General features: G+C 40.4%; 18 protein-coding genes. 16 read left to right on the top strand and 2 right to left on the bottom strand.

Features of this window, described 5'->3' with window-relative positions; genetic code table 11:
• The first annotated feature begins 9 nt into the window (after positions 1-9).
• Positions 10-1347, top strand: a complete 1338-nt coding sequence (locus C1E99_RS01415) for a PFL family protein (RefSeq protein ID WP_105120580.1) — start codon at positions 10-12, stop codon at positions 1345-1347.
• 73 nt (positions 1348-1420) lie between these two features.
• Positions 1421-2116: a histidine phosphatase family protein gene (locus tag C1E99_RS01410; RefSeq protein WP_105206379.1), complete on the top strand. Its 696-nt coding sequence runs from the start codon at positions 1421-1423 to the stop codon at positions 2114-2116.
• Between the two features lie 81 nt (positions 2117-2197).
• Here C1E99_RS01410 and C1E99_RS01405 read toward each other — a convergent pair whose 3' ends face one another.
• Both C1E99_RS01405 and C1E99_RS01400 read right to left on the bottom strand, forming a co-directional pair.
• Complete coding sequence (locus tag C1E99_RS01405; protein WP_105206378.1) at positions 2198-2890, bottom strand: ABC transporter permease; 693 nt, start codon at positions 2888-2890, stop codon at positions 2198-2200.
• The gene (locus C1E99_RS01400; protein ID WP_105206377.1) at positions 2874-3770 is read right to left on the bottom strand and encodes an ATP-binding cassette domain-containing protein; all 897 of its coding nucleotides are present in this window, start codon (positions 3768-3770) and stop codon (positions 2874-2876) included. The genes C1E99_RS01405 and C1E99_RS01400 overlap by 17 nt, the downstream gene beginning before the upstream one ends.
• Before the next feature lie 98 nt (positions 3771-3868).
• Between C1E99_RS01400 and C1E99_RS01395 the strand changes: the two genes are divergently transcribed.
• The 14 genes from C1E99_RS01395 to tnpB all read left to right on the top strand — a co-directional run.
• Positions 3869-4729 (top strand): Rgg/GadR/MutR family transcriptional regulator, encoded by an 861-nt coding sequence (locus tag C1E99_RS01395; protein WP_105206376.1) that lies wholly within the window; start codon positions 3869-3871, stop codon positions 4727-4729.
• Between the two features lie 255 nt (positions 4730-4984).
• A complete protein-coding gene (locus tag C1E99_RS01390; RefSeq protein ID WP_029187635.1) occupies positions 4985-5248 on the top strand; it encodes a hypothetical protein in 264 nt (87 codons plus the stop codon).
• Between the two features lie 100 nt (positions 5249-5348).
• Entirely contained in the window at positions 5349-5672 is a 324-nt protein-coding gene (locus C1E99_RS01385) for a PadR family transcriptional regulator (RefSeq protein ID WP_105206375.1), read from the top strand.
• The gene (locus tag C1E99_RS01380; RefSeq protein ID WP_105206374.1) at positions 5662-6177 is read left to right on the top strand and encodes a DUF2812 domain-containing protein; all 516 of its coding nucleotides are present in this window, start codon (positions 5662-5664) and stop codon (positions 6175-6177) included. Before C1E99_RS01385 ends, C1E99_RS01380 begins: the two co-directional genes overlap by 11 nt.
• Positions 6174-6329: a hypothetical protein gene (locus C1E99_RS14620; protein ID WP_153309101.1), complete on the top strand. Its 156-nt coding sequence runs from the start codon at positions 6174-6176 to the stop codon at positions 6327-6329. The genes C1E99_RS01380 and C1E99_RS14620 overlap by 4 nt, the downstream gene beginning before the upstream one ends.
• Positions 6330-6547: 218 nt before the next feature.
• Positions 6548-7582 (top strand): heat-inducible transcriptional repressor HrcA, encoded by a 1035-nt coding sequence (gene hrcA / locus C1E99_RS01375; RefSeq protein WP_105160394.1) that lies wholly within the window; start codon positions 6548-6550, stop codon positions 7580-7582.
• A 12-nt stretch (positions 7583-7594) separates the two neighbouring features.
• On the top strand, positions 7595-8107 hold the full coding sequence (gene grpE, locus C1E99_RS01370) for a nucleotide exchange factor GrpE (RefSeq protein ID WP_044671827.1): 513 nt from the start codon (positions 7595-7597) through the stop codon (positions 8105-8107).
• Positions 8108-8194: 87 nt separating this feature from the next.
• Entirely contained in the window at positions 8195-10015 is a 1821-nt protein-coding gene (gene dnaK / locus C1E99_RS01365) for a molecular chaperone DnaK (RefSeq protein ID WP_105206373.1), read from the top strand.
• A 640-nt stretch (positions 10016-10655) separates the two neighbouring features.
• Positions 10656-11792: a molecular chaperone DnaJ gene (gene dnaJ / locus C1E99_RS01360; protein ID WP_105206372.1), complete on the top strand. Its 1137-nt coding sequence runs from the start codon at positions 10656-10658 to the stop codon at positions 11790-11792.
• 332 nt (positions 11793-12124) lie between these two features.
• On the top strand, positions 12125-12520 hold the full coding sequence (locus C1E99_RS01355; RefSeq protein WP_044677158.1) for a zinc ribbon domain-containing protein: 396 nt from the start codon (positions 12125-12127) through the stop codon (positions 12518-12520).
• Complete coding sequence (locus tag C1E99_RS01350) at positions 12517-14127, top strand: ATP-binding cassette domain-containing protein (protein ID WP_105206371.1); 1611 nt, start codon at positions 12517-12519, stop codon at positions 14125-14127. The genes C1E99_RS01355 and C1E99_RS01350 overlap by 4 nt, the downstream gene beginning before the upstream one ends.
• 4 nt (positions 14128-14131) lie before the next feature.
• On the top strand, positions 14132-14941 hold the full coding sequence (locus C1E99_RS01345; protein WP_105206370.1) for an ABC transporter permease: 810 nt from the start codon (positions 14132-14134) through the stop codon (positions 14939-14941).
• Positions 14942-15286: 345 nt separating this feature from the next.
• Entirely contained in the window at positions 15287-15472 is a 186-nt protein-coding gene (locus C1E99_RS01340; RefSeq protein WP_105206369.1) for a hypothetical protein, read from the top strand.
• On the top strand, positions 15453-15688 hold a 236-nt coding region (gene tnpB, locus C1E99_RS01335), incomplete at its 3' end, for an IS66 family insertion sequence element accessory protein TnpB (protein ID WP_105206368.1). The genes C1E99_RS01340 and tnpB, both read left to right, overlap by 20 nt.

Genomic DNA, 15688 nt, shown 5'->3' with positions numbered 1-15688 from the left:
AGAACAATCATGGACATTAGACAGGTTAGAGAAACCATTGAGATGATTGAGGAGCAGCACTTCGACATTCGGACCATTACCATGGGGATTTCCCTCTTGGACTGTATCGACTCGGACATTGATAAGGCTGCGGAGAAAGTTTACACTAAAATCGTGACCAAGGCTAAGAACTTGGTAGCGGTCGGTGATGAGATTGCGGCGGAGCTAGGAATTCCCATTGTCAACAAACGGGTGTCGGTCACGCCTATCGCTCTGATTGGTGCAGCGACGGAAGCCACGGATTATCTTCCCTTGGCTCATGCCTTGGACAAGGCGGCTCATGAGATCGGCATTGATTTTATCGGAGGTTTTTCAGCTCTGGTTCAAAAGGGCTACCAAAAAGGGGATGAAATCCTCATCAACTCTATACCGCAGGCATTGGCCCAAACGACAAAAGTCTGCTCGTCAGTCAACATCGGCTCGACCAAGACGGGCATCAATATGACTGCCGTGCGGGACATGGGGCGGATCATCAAGGAGACGGCGGAGGCTTCTGATATGGGGGCGGCTAAGCTGGTGGTCTTTGCCAATGCGGTCGAGGACAATCCTTTCATGGCGGGTGCCTTCCATGGTGTCGGTGAGGCGGATGTGGTTATCAATGTCGGTGTGTCTGGGCCTGGTGTGGTCAAGCGTGCCCTTGAAAAAGTGCGTGGCGAGAGCTTTGATGTGGTGGCTGAAACCGTCAAAAAAACGGCCTTCAAGATTACCCGTATCGGTCAGTTGGTCGGCAATATGGCCAGCGAACGCCTGGGTGTTAAGTTTGGTATCGTGGACCTGTCCCTTGCTCCGACGCCAGCTGTTGGCGACTCAGTAGCACGGGTTTTGGAGGAAATGGGCTTAGAAACCGTAGGTACGCACGGAACGACTGCTGCCTTGGCTTTGCTCAATGACGCAGTCAAAAAAGGTGGGGTCATGGCCTGCAACCAAGTCGGCGGTTTATCAGGTGCCTTTATCCCTGTGTCTGAGGACGAGGGTATGATTGCAGCGGTGCAAAATGGCTCGCTTAACCTTGAAAAATTAGAAGCTATGACGGCTATCTGTTCTGTAGGTTTGGATATGATTGCCATTCCAGAAACAACGCCTGCTGAAACTATTGCAGCTATGATTGCGGATGAAGCGGCTATTGGGGTTATCAACCAGAAAACGACTGCGGTCCGCATTATTCCGCTCGGAAAAGAAGGGGACATGATCGAATTTGGCGGTTTATTGGGAACAGCTCCTGTCATGAAGGTCAATCAAGCTTCGTCTGTGGACTTTATCAACCGTGGCGGACAAATTCCAGCACCGATTCATAGCTTTAAGAACTAAAAACGCAAACCGATTGCGACAAGCAGTCGGTTTTTTGTTATACTATATAGTAAGAAATGACAAGGAGAATGCTATGGCAGACGTAAGATTATATATTTCTCGACATGGGAAAACCATGTTTAATACCATCGGGCGCGTGCAGGGCTGGTGTGATACACCGCTGACCAAGGCTGGTGAGGAAGGGATCCGTGAACTGGGCTTGGGGTTCAAGGATGCGGGCCTTGATTTTAAGCTGGCTGTTTCTAGTGACTTGGGAAGAACTGTTCAAACTATGACCATTGCCCAGCGTGAGTTGGGAATTTTGGGGAAAATCCCATATTACCAAGACAAGCGTATCCGTGAATGGTGTTTCGGTAGTTTTGAGGGCATGTATGATGCCGAGCTTTTCCAAGGTGTCCTGCCTCGTTTGAAAGGGACAGTTGATGCGACAGGCATGTCCTTTGCGGAAATCGCAGCAGGTATCCAAGAGGCAGACACAGCTGGCTGGGCAGAATCTTGGGAGGTCTTGAGCAATCGTATCTTAACAGGTTTTGAATCCATCGCCCAAGACTTGGAAAAACAAGGCGGAGGCAATGCTCTTGTGGTCAGCCACGGTATGACCATTGCAACATTGGCTCATTTGTTGGAGCCAGAGCGTGGGGCTAACATTTTCCTCGATAACGGTTCAATCACCGTTCTCAAGTATGAAAATGGCAAGCTCTTGATTGAAGCGGTTGGGGATATGTCCTACCGCCAACGTGGGGCAGAATTGATTGCCCAAGGGAAATAAATGTGAAATGAAAACAGGTATGCCATACGTTTTTTCGGATGTGTGACATACCTGTTTTTTATATATGAAATCTAAGTTACATCATTTTAACTCTTTCCTGCTGAAGATAAAGTAACTCAGATAGAGATATAGTATAGTAGCCATAAAGCTAACACCCATGGATAGCCTTGAAATATGGTCCCCTTGTTGGAGGGAAAGGAATAGAAAATAATCTGTTGGTAATTTCATATGGAGTAGATTACTAGTAATGAGGTTGGAGATATTGTCAAAAAGAAGGCTAATTAAACTAAAGGCAAGATAGGCTTGATTGACCTTATTGGACTTGACAAATATCAGGATGGATAACAGAGAGATACAGATAAATAAAGGTGTTTGAAAAATGAAACTTTGTATTATTACTGCAAAATCAACACGATCACCTAGAAGTAAGCCAACACTGCTGCTCAATAAATAGGCTAGAAGGATATAAGCGAGATCTAGTACAAGGGTTGCTAAGACTTTATAGAAAAACACCCTTTTTCTTGTTTGTTGCTTGATAATAATATTATTGATGGTACGGTAAGTAAAATCTTCTCCAAAGAATAGGTTGGCTGGAACGATAAAAAATAGTGTGATAAATTGAGAAAGCAATTGAATAAGAGAGCTAGTGAAGTCTTCGTTGCCATGTAGCAAAAAAGCGGATAAAAAGGACAGTAAAGCCAATATTCCCAATGAAATCGTTAATCTCTGTTCTTTTTGAATCTTAAATAAATCAGCTTTAAAGTAATGTATCATGCTCTTCTCCTTCTTGAATCAATGTCAGGTAATAATCTTCAAATGACATTTGTTGTTTAAAAATTTCTTTGACCTCAATCTCATGGTTTATCAAGAGATGAATGAGGCTCATAACATTCGTATTTGATGGCAGACTGATATAATCCTTATCTATTTTGTAAGCGATGCCCTGCTCTTCAAGGATAGTAAAGGTCTTAGGATGGTTGTTCGTTTGTAGATAGAGCTGTTCTTCTAGGGTTTGTTCAAGCTCTTGTTTTGAGAATTCTTTGACGATAAGGCCCTTATGCATAATAATGTATCGATCAACCACCATCTCAAGCTCTGATAGGATATGACTGGAGATAAGGATGGTCATCCCATATTGATTGCGAAGATGTAAAATAATACTTCTCATCTCTTTGATTCCAACAGGGTCAAGACCATTAATCGGTTCGTCTAGGATTAAAAAATCAGGCTTATCTAGAATAGCTAAGGCAATAGCTAAACGTTGACGCATTCCCAGTGAAAAATCTTTAGATTTTTTCTTAGGATCAATATCCTCTAAACCGACAATTGCTAATGTCTCTAAGATTTTTTCATCCGCTTGCTTGAGATTTAATTGCAGAGCCATGTAACGAAGATTATCGATCGCAGATAAATTGGGTTGTAGAGCAGGGGATTCAATTAAAGCTCCAATACGACAATCTTTTGAACTAGTAATGGTACCTGAAGTTTGGGAAATGAGGCCCGATAACATTCTGAGGAGCGTTGTTTTTCCAGCACCATTTTCACCGACTAAGCCACAGATTTCACCTTTATTAATCGTTAAAGAAACCTGATGAACGGCCTTTTGTTTCCCATATTGCTTTGATAATTCTTGGGTAGATAAGAGAGATGACATAACTACCTGCCTTTCTATAAAAAAATGATAAATCTATGATATACTAGATTCAAAAGTTGGCAAATTTCGTTACATAAATGTAACGCGTGGAGAATATAATGGGAACTTACGGAAAAATTTTTAAACTCATTCGTGAATCAAAAAATATGTCTCTAAAAGAAGTGGCAGGGGATTTCGTGACACCTGCTCAGTTATCACGCTTTGAAAACGGAAAGAGTAATCTTTCTGTAGATACATTTTTTAATTGCTTAAGACGGATGAATGTGGTAGAAGGTGAATTTTCTACCCTCTACCAGTCCTACTTTCAGATAGATAATTTGTTTTCATCAGAGCGATTTGTTCGTGCAGTTTATAGTCACAATGCTCAGTATATGGATGATAGAATTTTGTACCATCAAGCAGAGTATGATAGGGATGGACGTCCGTTTGATAGGGTGATGGTTGCGGCCTTTCATATTTTTAAGCAACAATGGTGCGATCCTGATTATGATGTTTCTGAGGATGAAAAAGCTATTCTATCGGACTATTTAATGTCCATAGATGATTGGGGGAAATTTGAACTCTGGATTTTCGGAAATTGTAGCAGAGGTCTTCCTAGCAAAATGTTAGAAGTTCTGGGAATGGAAGTTCTCAATCGAACAAAGTTTTATATGGACATCACAGAAAACAGAGACAATGTCTATAAGGTGCTCATCAATATTTCGAGCAGTTTGTTAGATAGGGGAGAGGAGATTGCTGCGATTCGCTTTCTCAAAATTCTTGACTCTGTCAATATCATGGAAAAGAATATGCGAGATCGTTTGCTGCTTAAGCTCCTAAAAGCACGCTTGTCCTACATGAATGGAAATGTTGGTGGCCTAGAAATAATGAAGGAATGCCTGCATATTGCCAAATTTTTAGATTGCTATGATTTAATCCACCAGATCAATAAGGAAATTGAGAAAGTTACAGATATGTAATGAATTTTAAGTGGCTCGTCATTTCCTGTAAGATAATACTTGTAAGTTTTACAACTTTACAAAACAATGTTTAGAAACTGTATTCACAAGAAAAGTGCTTTTAGAGAAGAGATGGTTTTTCGCTAATCAAGGCAGTTTTTTTGAGGGAATACTAACTGTATTTTGAAAAAAACGAGTGGTGAGTAGCTGAAAAACTAGCCTTAGCTAGAAGTGCTGAACTGTGAATACAGGTTCTTAATTATCTTGGAGGAAATAATGATGAAGAAATTACTTGTTTTAGGTGCTCTTGCAATGCTAGGTTTTGTAACTTTTGGGCTTCTAACAACTAATAGCAGTTCAGCAAGTGCTGAAACGGAGGGCAAGGTAGTTCTGTTTGGAAAAGTCGATCTTTCAGACGATGAAGAACAGGACACGGATGAGGAAAGGGAAGAAGTAGCGACGGAGAGCGATGATGCTAGCTGGCTTGAAAACTTTATCACGACACATAAAACACCATTTTCTAAAACAATCAAGAAATGAAATCAGGGACTTTTCTCTGATTTTTTTCTTGACAACTATATCGAGGTGCGATATAATTTATATATCGAAGTTCGATGTATCGCAATACGAAAGGGATCTTATGGATGACAAATTAAAACGGGTCTATGTTCCGATGACAGAGACAGCCTTCTATATTCTCTTTCATTTACAGGAAGAACGGCATGGCTATGATATTACCCAGAAGACCAAGGAAGTCACGGCAGGTCAGGTCGTGATTAGCCCTGGAACCATGTACGGCACCCTGTCGAAAATGGAGAAAGACGGCTTGATTGCCTTTGTCAGAGAAGAAGATAAGCGGAAGTTTTATCGGATAACAGAAACAGGTAGAGAAATCCTAGACATAGAATTGGCTCGGATTGAACGGCTCTATCGAAATAGTACGGGGGAAAGTTATGGAGACTAGGACAGAAATTCATTTCTTCTTCTTGCCTGATTTTGAAAAGGAAGAACATTATTTGGCAGAGCAACATCGTCAGGGATGGAAATTTCAAAAAAATAAATTTAGCTTTTTCTATATCTTTGAGAAATGTCTGCCTGAAGAAGTTAGCTATCAACTGGATTTTAAACCAAAAGGTCAGGATAAGGAGGAATACCTCCAGATGTTTGCAGATTATGGCTGGGACTATGTCGGTGATTGCAATCATTTTTCATACTTTAGAAAGAATGAGAGTTTGGGAGAAGTTGAGCTTTATAGTGATCGTCAAAGTAAGTTCGAGATGATTGACAGAATTATTACCAGACAGTTTCTACTGGCCAGTTCCTTGTTTGTTTTCTTTATCTTGCTATTTTATGTCTTGAAGTTGCCAGCTGTTATGATTGGTATGGCTATGGTGGATATACCAGTTTTACTTTATTGTTCTATCGGCTTGATGCACTTGCGTCAGAAGTATAAGGAGGTTGGAAAATGACAAAACAAAAACGTATAGCAACCCTCATCAATGCACTTGCAATCTTCGCAGTGATTTTTCTAAATCGAAATAGTTTTATCAGCTTGATTGCAATAACGCTGATAATGATTTTAAACTTTTGGAATTTAATTGATATGAAGGAAGAAAAGTAAATCAAAAATATTTGTGAAAAAGGACTTTTATTATTAGGACATCCGCCATTCTCGGTCTTCAGACTGATTTTTAGCACTCTAGGTAAAAGAGTGCTAATTTTTTGTCTTTTTCTCTTGACAATCCATTTTTTCGGCGTATAATGAGAGTATATAGTTTAGCACTCAACCTACAAGAGTGCTAAAGTTAGAAATCAATCGTGTTCATGAAAGGAGCGGAGATGATTACCCAACGTCAAAATGATATTTTGAATCTGATTGTTGAATTATTTACGCGCCATCATGAGCCAGTTGGTTCTAAGGCCTTGCAGGAGATGATTGCTTCCAGCTCCGCTACCATTCGCAATGACATGGCTAAGTTGGAGCAGTTGGGCTTGCTAGAAAAGGCCCACACTTCAAGTGGTCGGATGCCCAGTCGGGCTGGTTTTCAATACTTTGTCAACCACTCGCTTAATCTGGAACACATCGATGAAGAAGATGTTTATCAAGTGGTCAAGGCCTTCGACTTTGAAGCCTTCAAGCTAGAGGACATCTTGGAGCGGGCAAGTCAGGTCCTAGCGGATTTGACAGGCTACACCTCGGTCATTTTAGATGTGGAGCCGACCAGTCAGCAGCTGACTTCCTTTGACATCGTGCAGCTCAGTAGCCACGATGCTCTGGCAGTCTTGACTTTGGACCAGTCCAAACCTGTCACTGTCCAGTTTGCCATTCCCAAGAACTTTTTGACCAGGGACTTGGAAGTGCTCAAACGCCTGGTGGATGAACGTTTCGTTGGACAGACAGTCTTGTCTATTCACTATAAGTTGCGGACGGAGATTCCCCAGGTGGTGCAGCGTTACTTTACCACGACGGACAATGTCTTGGATCTCATGGATTACATCTTTTCCAATCTCTTCCAAGAATCAGTCTTTATCAGTGGAAAAGTTGCCTCGCTGACCTACGGCAACCTCGCCACCTACCAACTCTTGGATAGTCCTCAGCTATTGGCACCAGAGTTGCGGCAGGGTTTGGCGCCAAACCAGCAGACCAGCATTTCTGTGGCGGAACATAGAGACCTTGCCCTAGCGGATGTGACAGTCATTCATCATCGCTTTCCAATCCCCTATCGGGGCATGGCCCAGATGAGTTTGCTTGGTCCTGTTGACATGGACTACCGTAGGCAGATGAGTTTGATTAACATCATCAGTCGCGTCCTATTTATGAAATTAACCGATTACTACCGTTATCTAAGTAGTAATCATTACGAAGTCAATTAGAAGGAGAATGCTTTGTCAGAAGAAATCAAAAACGAAGAAATCGTAGAAGAGGTTGAAACAACAGAAGAAGTTGCGGAGACGCCTGAAAAATCAGAATTGGATTTGGCAAATGAGCGTGCAGAGGAATTTGAAAACAAGTACCTTCGTGCTCACGCTGAAATGCAAAATATACAACGCCGTGCCAACGAGGAACGCCAAACCATTCAACGTTACCGTTCGCAAGACTTGGCCAAGAAAATTTTGCCGAGTTTGGATAACTTGGAGCGTGCCCTTCAAGTCGAAGGTCTGACAGAAGATGTCAAAAAAGGCTTGGAAATGGTACAGGAAAGCCTGATTCAAGCCCTCAAAGAAGAAGGGGTAGAAGAAGTCGCAACAGATGTCTTTGACCCAAATCTTCACATGGCTATTCAAACTGTTCCAGCCACAGACGATTGCCCAGCAGAACACATTGCACAAGTCTTCCAAAAAGGCTACAAGCTGCATGAACGCTTGCTGAGACCGGCTATGGTGGTTGTGTCAGAATAGTCGCTCTGCTATTTTCCAAAAAAGAAACCTGACCGAGAAGTCGTTAAACTACTTGAAAAGAAAGTAAATTAAAAAGAGGTAAAACATATGTCTAAAATTATCGGTATTGACTTAGGTACAACAAACTCAGCAGTTGCAGTTCTTGAAGGAACTGAATCAAAAATCATTGCAAACCCAGAAGGAAACCGCACAACTCCGTCTGTTGTGTCTTTCAAAAATGGTGAAATCATCGTTGGTGATGCGGCAAAACGCCAAGCAGTAACTAACCCAGATACTATCATCTCTATCAAATCAAAAATGGGAACTTCTGAAAAAGTTTCAGCAAATGGCAAAGAATACACTCCACAAGAAATCTCAGCAATGATTCTTCAATATTTGAAAGGCTACGCTGAAGAATACCTTGGTGAAAAAGTAACCAAAGCGGTTATCACTGTTCCTGCTTACTTCAACGATGCCCAACGTCAAGCAACAAAAGATGCTGGTAAAATCGCTGGTCTTGAAGTAGAACGTATTGTCAACGAACCAACTGCAGCAGCCCTTGCTTATGGTTTGGACAAGACTGACAAAGATGAGAAAATCTTGGTATTCGACCTTGGTGGTGGTACTTTCGACGTATCTATCCTTGAATTAGGTGACGGTGTCTTCGATGTACTTGCAACAGCAGGTGATAACAAGCTCGGTGGTGACGACTTTGACCAAAAGATTATCGACCACATGGTAGCAGAATTCAAGAAAGAAAATGGCATCGACTTGTCAGCTGACAAGATGGCCCTTCAACGTTTGAAAGATGCGGCTGAAAAAGCTAAAAAAGACCTTTCAGGTGTAACATCAACTCAAATCAGCTTGCCGTTCATCACTGCAGGTGCAGCTGGTCCGCTTCACTTGGAAATGACATTGACTCGTGCAAAATTTGACGAATTGACTTACGACCTTGTAGAACGTACAAAAGTTCCTGTTCGTCAAGCCCTTTCAGATGCAGGACTTAGCTTGTCAGAGATTGACGAAGTCATCCTTGTCGGTGGTTCAACTCGTATCCCAGCCGTTGTAGAAGCTGTAAAAGCTGAAACTGGTAAAGAGCCAAACAAATCTGTAAACCCTGATGAAGTTGTTGCTATGGGTGCTGCAATCCAAGGTGGTGTCATCACTGGTGATGTTAAAGACGTTGTCCTCCTTGACGTAACTCCATTGTCACTTGGTATCGAAACAATGGGTGGCGTATTTACAAAACTCATCGACCGCAACACAACTATCCCAACTTCTAAATCACAAGTCTTCTCAACTGCGGCAGACAACCAGCCAGCTGTTGACATCCACGTGCTTCAAGGTGAGCGTCCAATGGCAGCGGACAACAAGACTCTTGGCCGCTTCCAATTGACTGACATCCCTGCAGCACCTCGTGGTATTCCACAAATCGAAGTAACATTTGACATCGACAAGAACGGTATCGTTTCTGTAAAAGCTAAAGACCTTGGTACGCAAAAAGAGCAAACAATCGTTATCCAATCTAACTCAGGTTTGACAGATGAAGAAATCGACCGCATGATGAAAGATGCAGAAGCAAACGCAGAAGCAGATAAGAAACGTAAGGAAGAAGTGGACCTTCGTAATGATGTGGACCAAGCAATCTTTGCGACTGAGAAAACTCTGAAAGAAACAGAAGGCAAAGGCTTCGACGCAGAACGCGATCAAGCTCAAGCAGCTCTTGATGAGTTGAAAGCAGCTCAAGAAGCTAACAACTTGGACGACATGAAAGCGAAACTTGAAAACCTCAACGAAAAAGCCCAAGCCCTTGCAGTGAAACTCTATGAACAAGCAGCAGCACAACAAGCAGCCGCAGGTCAAGAAGGCGCTCAAACAGCTAACAACGCAGGCGATGATGTCGTAGACGGCGAGTTTACTGAGAAGTAGTAAAAACGTTCGGGGAACGTTTTTAGCCCGAGTCGAGAGATTCGGAAGCGAGGATACCAAAACTGATGGCTACTAAAAGTAGCTCATCAGTTAACGGTTACCGCTATTGCGGCTAACCTAGATGTCTTACTAGCTCGAAAACAAAGTATTATCGACTTTGTTTTCTCACGTCGTAAATGGTTCAGGAGACCTTTTTATCCCGAGCTATGAAATTCTTCACTAGGCTTCGTTAACTCTCCTTGATGGACACTAGTTCAATCTTCGTCCAGTTGCCTAAGCCTAGTCTTGAATTTCTTTGAGTATCTAGGGTTCGGAAAATCATTTTTTCCGAAGTTCTTAGCTCGAACTCAGTTCTCATCTTCCTGAGAATAAAATCATTTCGTCAATAAAATTTCCAATCACAGAGGTTGCAACCCAGCCTCTGTTTTTGGGTAAATACCCTTCTAACTTTTACAGAAAGGAAAGTGTTCGTAACTGAACACGGGCGACTTTCTATACTCTAAAGAAAGGAATACAAGTTCGGTAATTCGAACACAGGCTAAAAACCTAGTGAAAAAGATAAACTTCCTAGTGTGTTAGGCACACTGCGTCAGTTTCCTATTTTCATACGGTTTTCTTAACGCCTTTTGTATCATAAACTATGAACAATACTGAATTTTACGATCGTCTTGGTGTTTCTAAGAATGCTTCGCCAGACGAGATTAAGAAGGCTTATCGGAAGCTTTCGAAGAAGTACCATCCAGATATTAATAAGGATCCGGGTGCGGAGGATAAATACAAGGAGGTCCAAGAGGCTTATGAAACCTTAAGCGATCCGCAAAAACGTTCTGCCTATGACCAATATGGTCCTGCAGGAGCCAATGGAGGCTTCGGTGGTGGAGCAGGTGGTTTTGGTGGTTTCGACGGAGCAGGTTTCGGTGGCTTTGAAGACATTTTCTCTAGCTTCTTTGGCGGAGGTGGTGCGACCCGCAATCCTAATGCACCTCGTCAAGGGGATGACTTGCAGTATGCGGTCAACTTGAAGTTTGAAGAAGCGATTTTTGGTGTGGAACGTGAGGTGTCCTATAACCGTGAGGCAACTTGTCGAACCTGTACAGGTTCAGGTGCCAAACCTGGAACAAGTCCTGTAACCTGTGGGCGTTGTCATGGTTCTGGAGTGATCAATGTGGACACCCAAACTCCGCTTGGAACTATGCGCCGTCAAATGACCTGTGATGTCTGTCATGGTCGCGGAAAACAAATCAAAGACCCATGTACAACCTGTCATGGAACTGGTCATGAAAAACAAGCCCATACAGTGACGGTTAAGGTGCCAGCAGGTGTGGAAACCGGTCAACGCATTCGCTTGGCAGGTCAAGGGGAAGCTGGTTTCAATGGTGGTCCATACGGAGATCTTTACGTTGTAGTTCAAGTTCAGGCATCAGACAAGTTTGAACGTGAAGGGACAACCATTTACTATAAATTAGACCTCAACTTTGTCCAAGCAGCACTTGGTGATACTGTTCATGTACCAACAGTTCACGGTGATGTGGATATGGTCATTCCTGAAGGTACCCAGACTGGTAAGACCTTCCGACTCAAAGGAAAAGGTGCCCCAAGTGTCCGTGGTGGTGCCATCGGTGACCAATATGTGACCGTCAATATTGTCACTCCGACAGGCTTGAATGACCGCCAACGTGCAGCCCTTAAAGAATTTGCGGCAGCGGGAAATATTGATGTCAAACCCCATAAAAAAGGATTCTTTGACAAGGTAAAAGATGCCTTTGAAGATTTATAAATCGAGATGAAGTCTGGAGAATTTTCTATTTAGAATATTGACAAGCCCTCACAAGGTGCTTGTCTTTTTTATATGCAAGTTTGTTGGTTATAACGTCTAATAATGTCCTGAAATTATTTTTGGAATATTATCTCTGAATAACTATATTGACTGTAACATGGAATTTTTTGTATTATAATATTAGCTATTTCGAAAAGAGTTTGATGAAATAATAGACTAATACGCTGTTTTTCGATAAAGTATTAGCTTACAAAAATGATAGATTAAAATTTTTATGTAACCTGAATAATGTGTTTGTAACACTGACGATATCTGTATTGAGGAGGATCTTGATGAGTTTTATTAATCAATTAAAGGAAAAGGTTTCACAGGTTGGTGAACACGTTAAAGAAACAACTCAGGATGTCATTTCTGAACAACAAAAGAATAGAGAGACAAATAAGAAGAAAAAAGAGATTCAACAACTACAAGAAATGATTGATGACTTATATAGGCTTATAGGAATTCAGTTTATTGAAAGTCATCCAGAAGAAATTCGGGAAGGAACATTATTTCAAAAAGAACTAACCCGAATAAAGGAACTGTATAATACTCAGTTGGAAATACAGGAGAGAATTGATGCAGAATTATATGAAAGCAAAAATTGTTTATCTTGTGGTCGCAAAATAGCTAATAACCATCAATTTTGCACGTACTGTGGTGCGTTGTCAAGTAGGGAGGAGCCATGATTGAAAAATATTTGGTGAAGAGAACTTGCTATAGATGTTCTCAAACGCTTGGGATAGGTTGGAAATATTGCGGTTTTTGTGGTGAATTAGTGAATAATGATGGTGCTAAAATTCAGATATCAGTCCCTTTGGAAAACTTATTTTATCAAGGAGAAACTATAAAACAAAAGGTTTCAAATCGTTTTTCAAATGTAAGTCAAATCATGGATAGAATGAAAGATACGGTTTCTGTACATTTAAATAAAGGTGAAGAAATTAGAAATACTCATTTGGTACCATTAATCTTTAAAGTGACCATTGATGGTGTGGAAACGCTGAAAATCGATTCTTTTGTACTAGAAGCTGATAAAGGATTTGTGGCAAAAGATTACTTAGGATACTATTACCAGAATATGCGTTTTCAAGTACAAGTAAATTCTAGTATGCTTTCTGTTGGAGAAAAACACTATTTTATTAATGGTGATTGTTTGAGGATTGATGATACTTGCTATATATTCAGTTTGATGAATCAAGAAAATGTGAAGTGGAAGTCAGCCGAGTTAAGTATCGACTTGCTTCAAGAAATAAAAGCTGAATTTCTAGAAATGAATCAAGATGGTCTGATATTCATCAAGCCTAGTGAAACAGAGCAATTAACTGTCAATAAAATACACATTTCAGCAAGAAGTCGTTTAAGGGATGGGGACCTAATTAACTATAATCACAGATTATTCATTATGTTGGGTGGTGTATTGTTTTTCCAAGATGAATTACAAGAGTCTGAAAAAAGTAGTCTTGCGGAAAATATCCATGGGTTAGAACATGGGGAGGGCTTAAAGGTTAATATTCGGGAACGCAGTGCGGGAAGCAAAAAGCTATTGTCGGACATACAGTTTTCAATTAATCCCGGAGAAATGATTTTGATTCTTGGAGGGTCAGGGGCTGGAAAAACGACTCTTATCAATGCCATTATGGGTAATGAGAAAGCAGATGCGACGATTTTACTTGGAAAGAATAATCTATATGAGGATTTTGATATGGTGAAGCGAACAATTGCAAATGTTCCTCAGTTTAGTCTTCATAGAGAAAAAGATACAGTATATATGACGCTTAGAAATGCTGCAGAGATGAAGTTGGTTCGGGATTTTGTAAGAGATGAAAACTTGTTGGAGCAAAAGATTGACACAGTTTTGAAAACGGTGAATTTATCAAGGAAGCGTGACAGTTTAGTTTCAGAGCTTAGCGGAGGTGAGAAGAAACGTCTTAGTATCGCAACTGAGTACATTTCCGATCCTGTTGTATTTATTTTGGACGAGCCAGATTCTGGAGTAGATGGCAGCAACGCTCGCGTAATTATGTCTAGTTTGCGATCCATTGCAGACAATCAGAAGATTGTTATTGTTATTTCACACAATCCAGATCGGACGCCGAAACTATTTGATAAGGTTCTTGTATTGGCTAAGAGTGAGAGTGAACATTGTGGAAAATTAGCATTTTATGGATCTGTTGAAGAAGCTCTTACATTTTTCAAGACAGATCAGTTAGAGTTAGTTGTATCCAAAATTGAAGATGAACCAGATTATTATATTCAAAAATATAAAAAGTATTTAGACCAAAGAGGAGGATAAGGTAATGGATTATGCATCAAGTAAGGAACAGGTTTCAATATATTTTGGTAAGTTTAGAAGGTCATTTCAATATTCAAAAGGTTGGTATTCTTTTTTGAGTACTTTGATTATTGCAGTTGTAGCTTGTCTAGTTTCAGGAAAAAATGGATTTAACTCAGATTTTTGGACCGGTAATTCAGCTATTGCTCAAACATCTTTTATACTCGCCTGTTCATGCATCTGGATTGGTCTGTTTAATTCTATAACGGTTATTTGCAAAGAACGCGATATTATCAAACATGAGTATCGGTCTGGAATGAAATTGTCGTCATATATTGTTGCACATTTAATTTTTCAGGCTCTTATTTCCTTGTTAGAAGCGATTATTATTATGACCGTAGTCTTTTTGTTTTATGGGTCAAAAATTTCTGAATTGTCTCGATTTGGTGACTTAAGTTTATTAAGATTCTTCTCCTATTTCTTAACATTTTTTTTAATAATTTATGCGTCAGATGTGTTAGGAATCTTGTTATCATCGATTGTAAAAAATACTGAGCAAGCAATGACGATTATGCCATTCTTTATTCTTTTACAATTTTTATTCTCAGGACAAATTCAATTAGAAGGAACTCTGGCTTTCCTCACAAACGGAATGGTCAGTCGATTTGGATTAGATGCGTTATTATATTTAGCCAATGCAACTAACAGTATTTCTGATAATCCACATAACATATTTATTTGTTGGATAGCCTTAATTGTATTTTCTCTTTTTTATGCCTATTTATCTGTCAAGATATTGAAATCCGTTGAGAAGGATCAGCGTGGTACAAAATAAGAGAGAGTTATGAGCAATTCCTCAATCGTTAGAAATTGCACTCTAAAATTATAAAAATAGATTTTGTTGATTTGATGATTGAAATGTTTCACAGAAACTTTTAACATGTTCCCATAATTTAAAAAGGAATTATGTTGCTATATCGATTGATTCAGCAAGTCTATTTTTTGATTTATTGAGATTATTTTCTAATGATTGATTTTTTTTATACTCAACCAAAATCAAAACTAGCGATTTAAAAGCATTCAATCTAAACGTTTAACGTAACCGCCCAATAACAAGGTATCTATCTACTCACTCCCTCCTCCAGTATACTGTTAGAAAAACAAAACTGGAGGATTTATTATGTCACAGCCCATCGTCCCATTGACTGTTCCAAAATCGCGACGCTCTGAAAAGAAAAGCAGAAATGAGATTCTGATGAAGATTCGTCTCGAAAAAGTAGAACTCACTTTCTTTCACTCTATCAACCAAGAGGAATTGGAAATAATCTTGGATAAGGTACTGCACTATGACCATCCGACTCAGTGATTTAGGTCAAGTCTACTTGGTTTGCGGGAAAACAGATATGCGTCAAGGGATCGACTCTCTCGCCTACCTTGTCAAAAGTCAATTCAATCTGGATCCCTTCTCCGGTCAGGTCTATCTCTTCTGCGGAGGTCGAAAAGACCGATTCAAAGCTCTTTATTGGGATGGACAAGGATTTTGGTTGCTTTACAAACGTTTTGAAAATGGAAAATTGACCTG

Origin of the sequence: Streptococcus suis (genome assembly GCF_002964045.1) — a bacterium.
GTDB lineage: Bacteria > Bacillota > Bacilli > Lactobacillales > Streptococcaceae > Streptococcus > Streptococcus suis_U.
This window is presented reverse-complemented; position numbering and strand designations above follow the sequence as displayed.

What these genes read in the sequence shown, in the direction of transcription:
- C1E99_RS01400 (WP_105206377.1), bottom strand. Translation starts at nt 3,770, where the DNA reads ATGTCATCTCTCTTATCTACCCAAGAATTATCAAAGCAATATGGGAAA.
- C1E99_RS01395 (WP_105206376.1), top strand. Translation starts at nt 3,869, where the DNA reads ATGGGAACTTACGGAAAAATTTTTAAACTCATTCGTGAATCAAAAAAT.
- C1E99_RS01405 (WP_105206378.1), bottom strand. Translation starts at nt 2,890, where the DNA reads ATGATACATTACTTTAAAGCTGATTTATTTAAGATTCAAAAAGAACAG.
- C1E99_RS14620 (WP_153309101.1), top strand. Translation starts at nt 6,174, where the DNA reads ATGACAAAACAAAAACGTATAGCAACCCTCATCAATGCACTTGCAATC.
- C1E99_RS01380 (WP_105206374.1), top strand. Translation starts at nt 5,662, where the DNA reads ATGGAGACTAGGACAGAAATTCATTTCTTCTTCTTGCCTGATTTTGAA.
- dnaJ (WP_105206372.1), top strand. Translation starts at nt 10,656, where the DNA reads ATGAACAATACTGAATTTTACGATCGTCTTGGTGTTTCTAAGAATGCT.
- C1E99_RS01355 (WP_044677158.1), top strand. Translation starts at nt 12,125, where the DNA reads ATGAGTTTTATTAATCAATTAAAGGAAAAGGTTTCACAGGTTGGTGAA.
- C1E99_RS01350 (WP_105206371.1), top strand. Translation starts at nt 12,517, where the DNA reads ATGATTGAAAAATATTTGGTGAAGAGAACTTGCTATAGATGTTCTCAA.
- C1E99_RS01415 (WP_105120580.1), top strand. Translation starts at nt 10, where the DNA reads ATGGACATTAGACAGGTTAGAGAAACCATTGAGATGATTGAGGAGCAG.
- C1E99_RS01390 (WP_029187635.1), top strand. Translation starts at nt 4,985, where the DNA reads ATGATGAAGAAATTACTTGTTTTAGGTGCTCTTGCAATGCTAGGTTTT.
- C1E99_RS01385 (WP_105206375.1), top strand. Translation starts at nt 5,349, where the DNA reads ATGGATGACAAATTAAAACGGGTCTATGTTCCGATGACAGAGACAGCC.
- C1E99_RS01340 (WP_105206369.1), top strand. Translation starts at nt 15,287, where the DNA reads ATGTCACAGCCCATCGTCCCATTGACTGTTCCAAAATCGCGACGCTCT.
- dnaK (WP_105206373.1), top strand. Translation starts at nt 8,195, where the DNA reads ATGTCTAAAATTATCGGTATTGACTTAGGTACAACAAACTCAGCAGTT.
- C1E99_RS01345 (WP_105206370.1), top strand. Translation starts at nt 14,132, where the DNA reads ATGGATTATGCATCAAGTAAGGAACAGGTTTCAATATATTTTGGTAAG.
- C1E99_RS01410 (WP_105206379.1), top strand. Translation starts at nt 1,421, where the DNA reads ATGGCAGACGTAAGATTATATATTTCTCGACATGGGAAAACCATGTTT.
- hrcA (WP_105160394.1), top strand. Translation starts at nt 6,548, where the DNA reads ATGATTACCCAACGTCAAAATGATATTTTGAATCTGATTGTTGAATTA.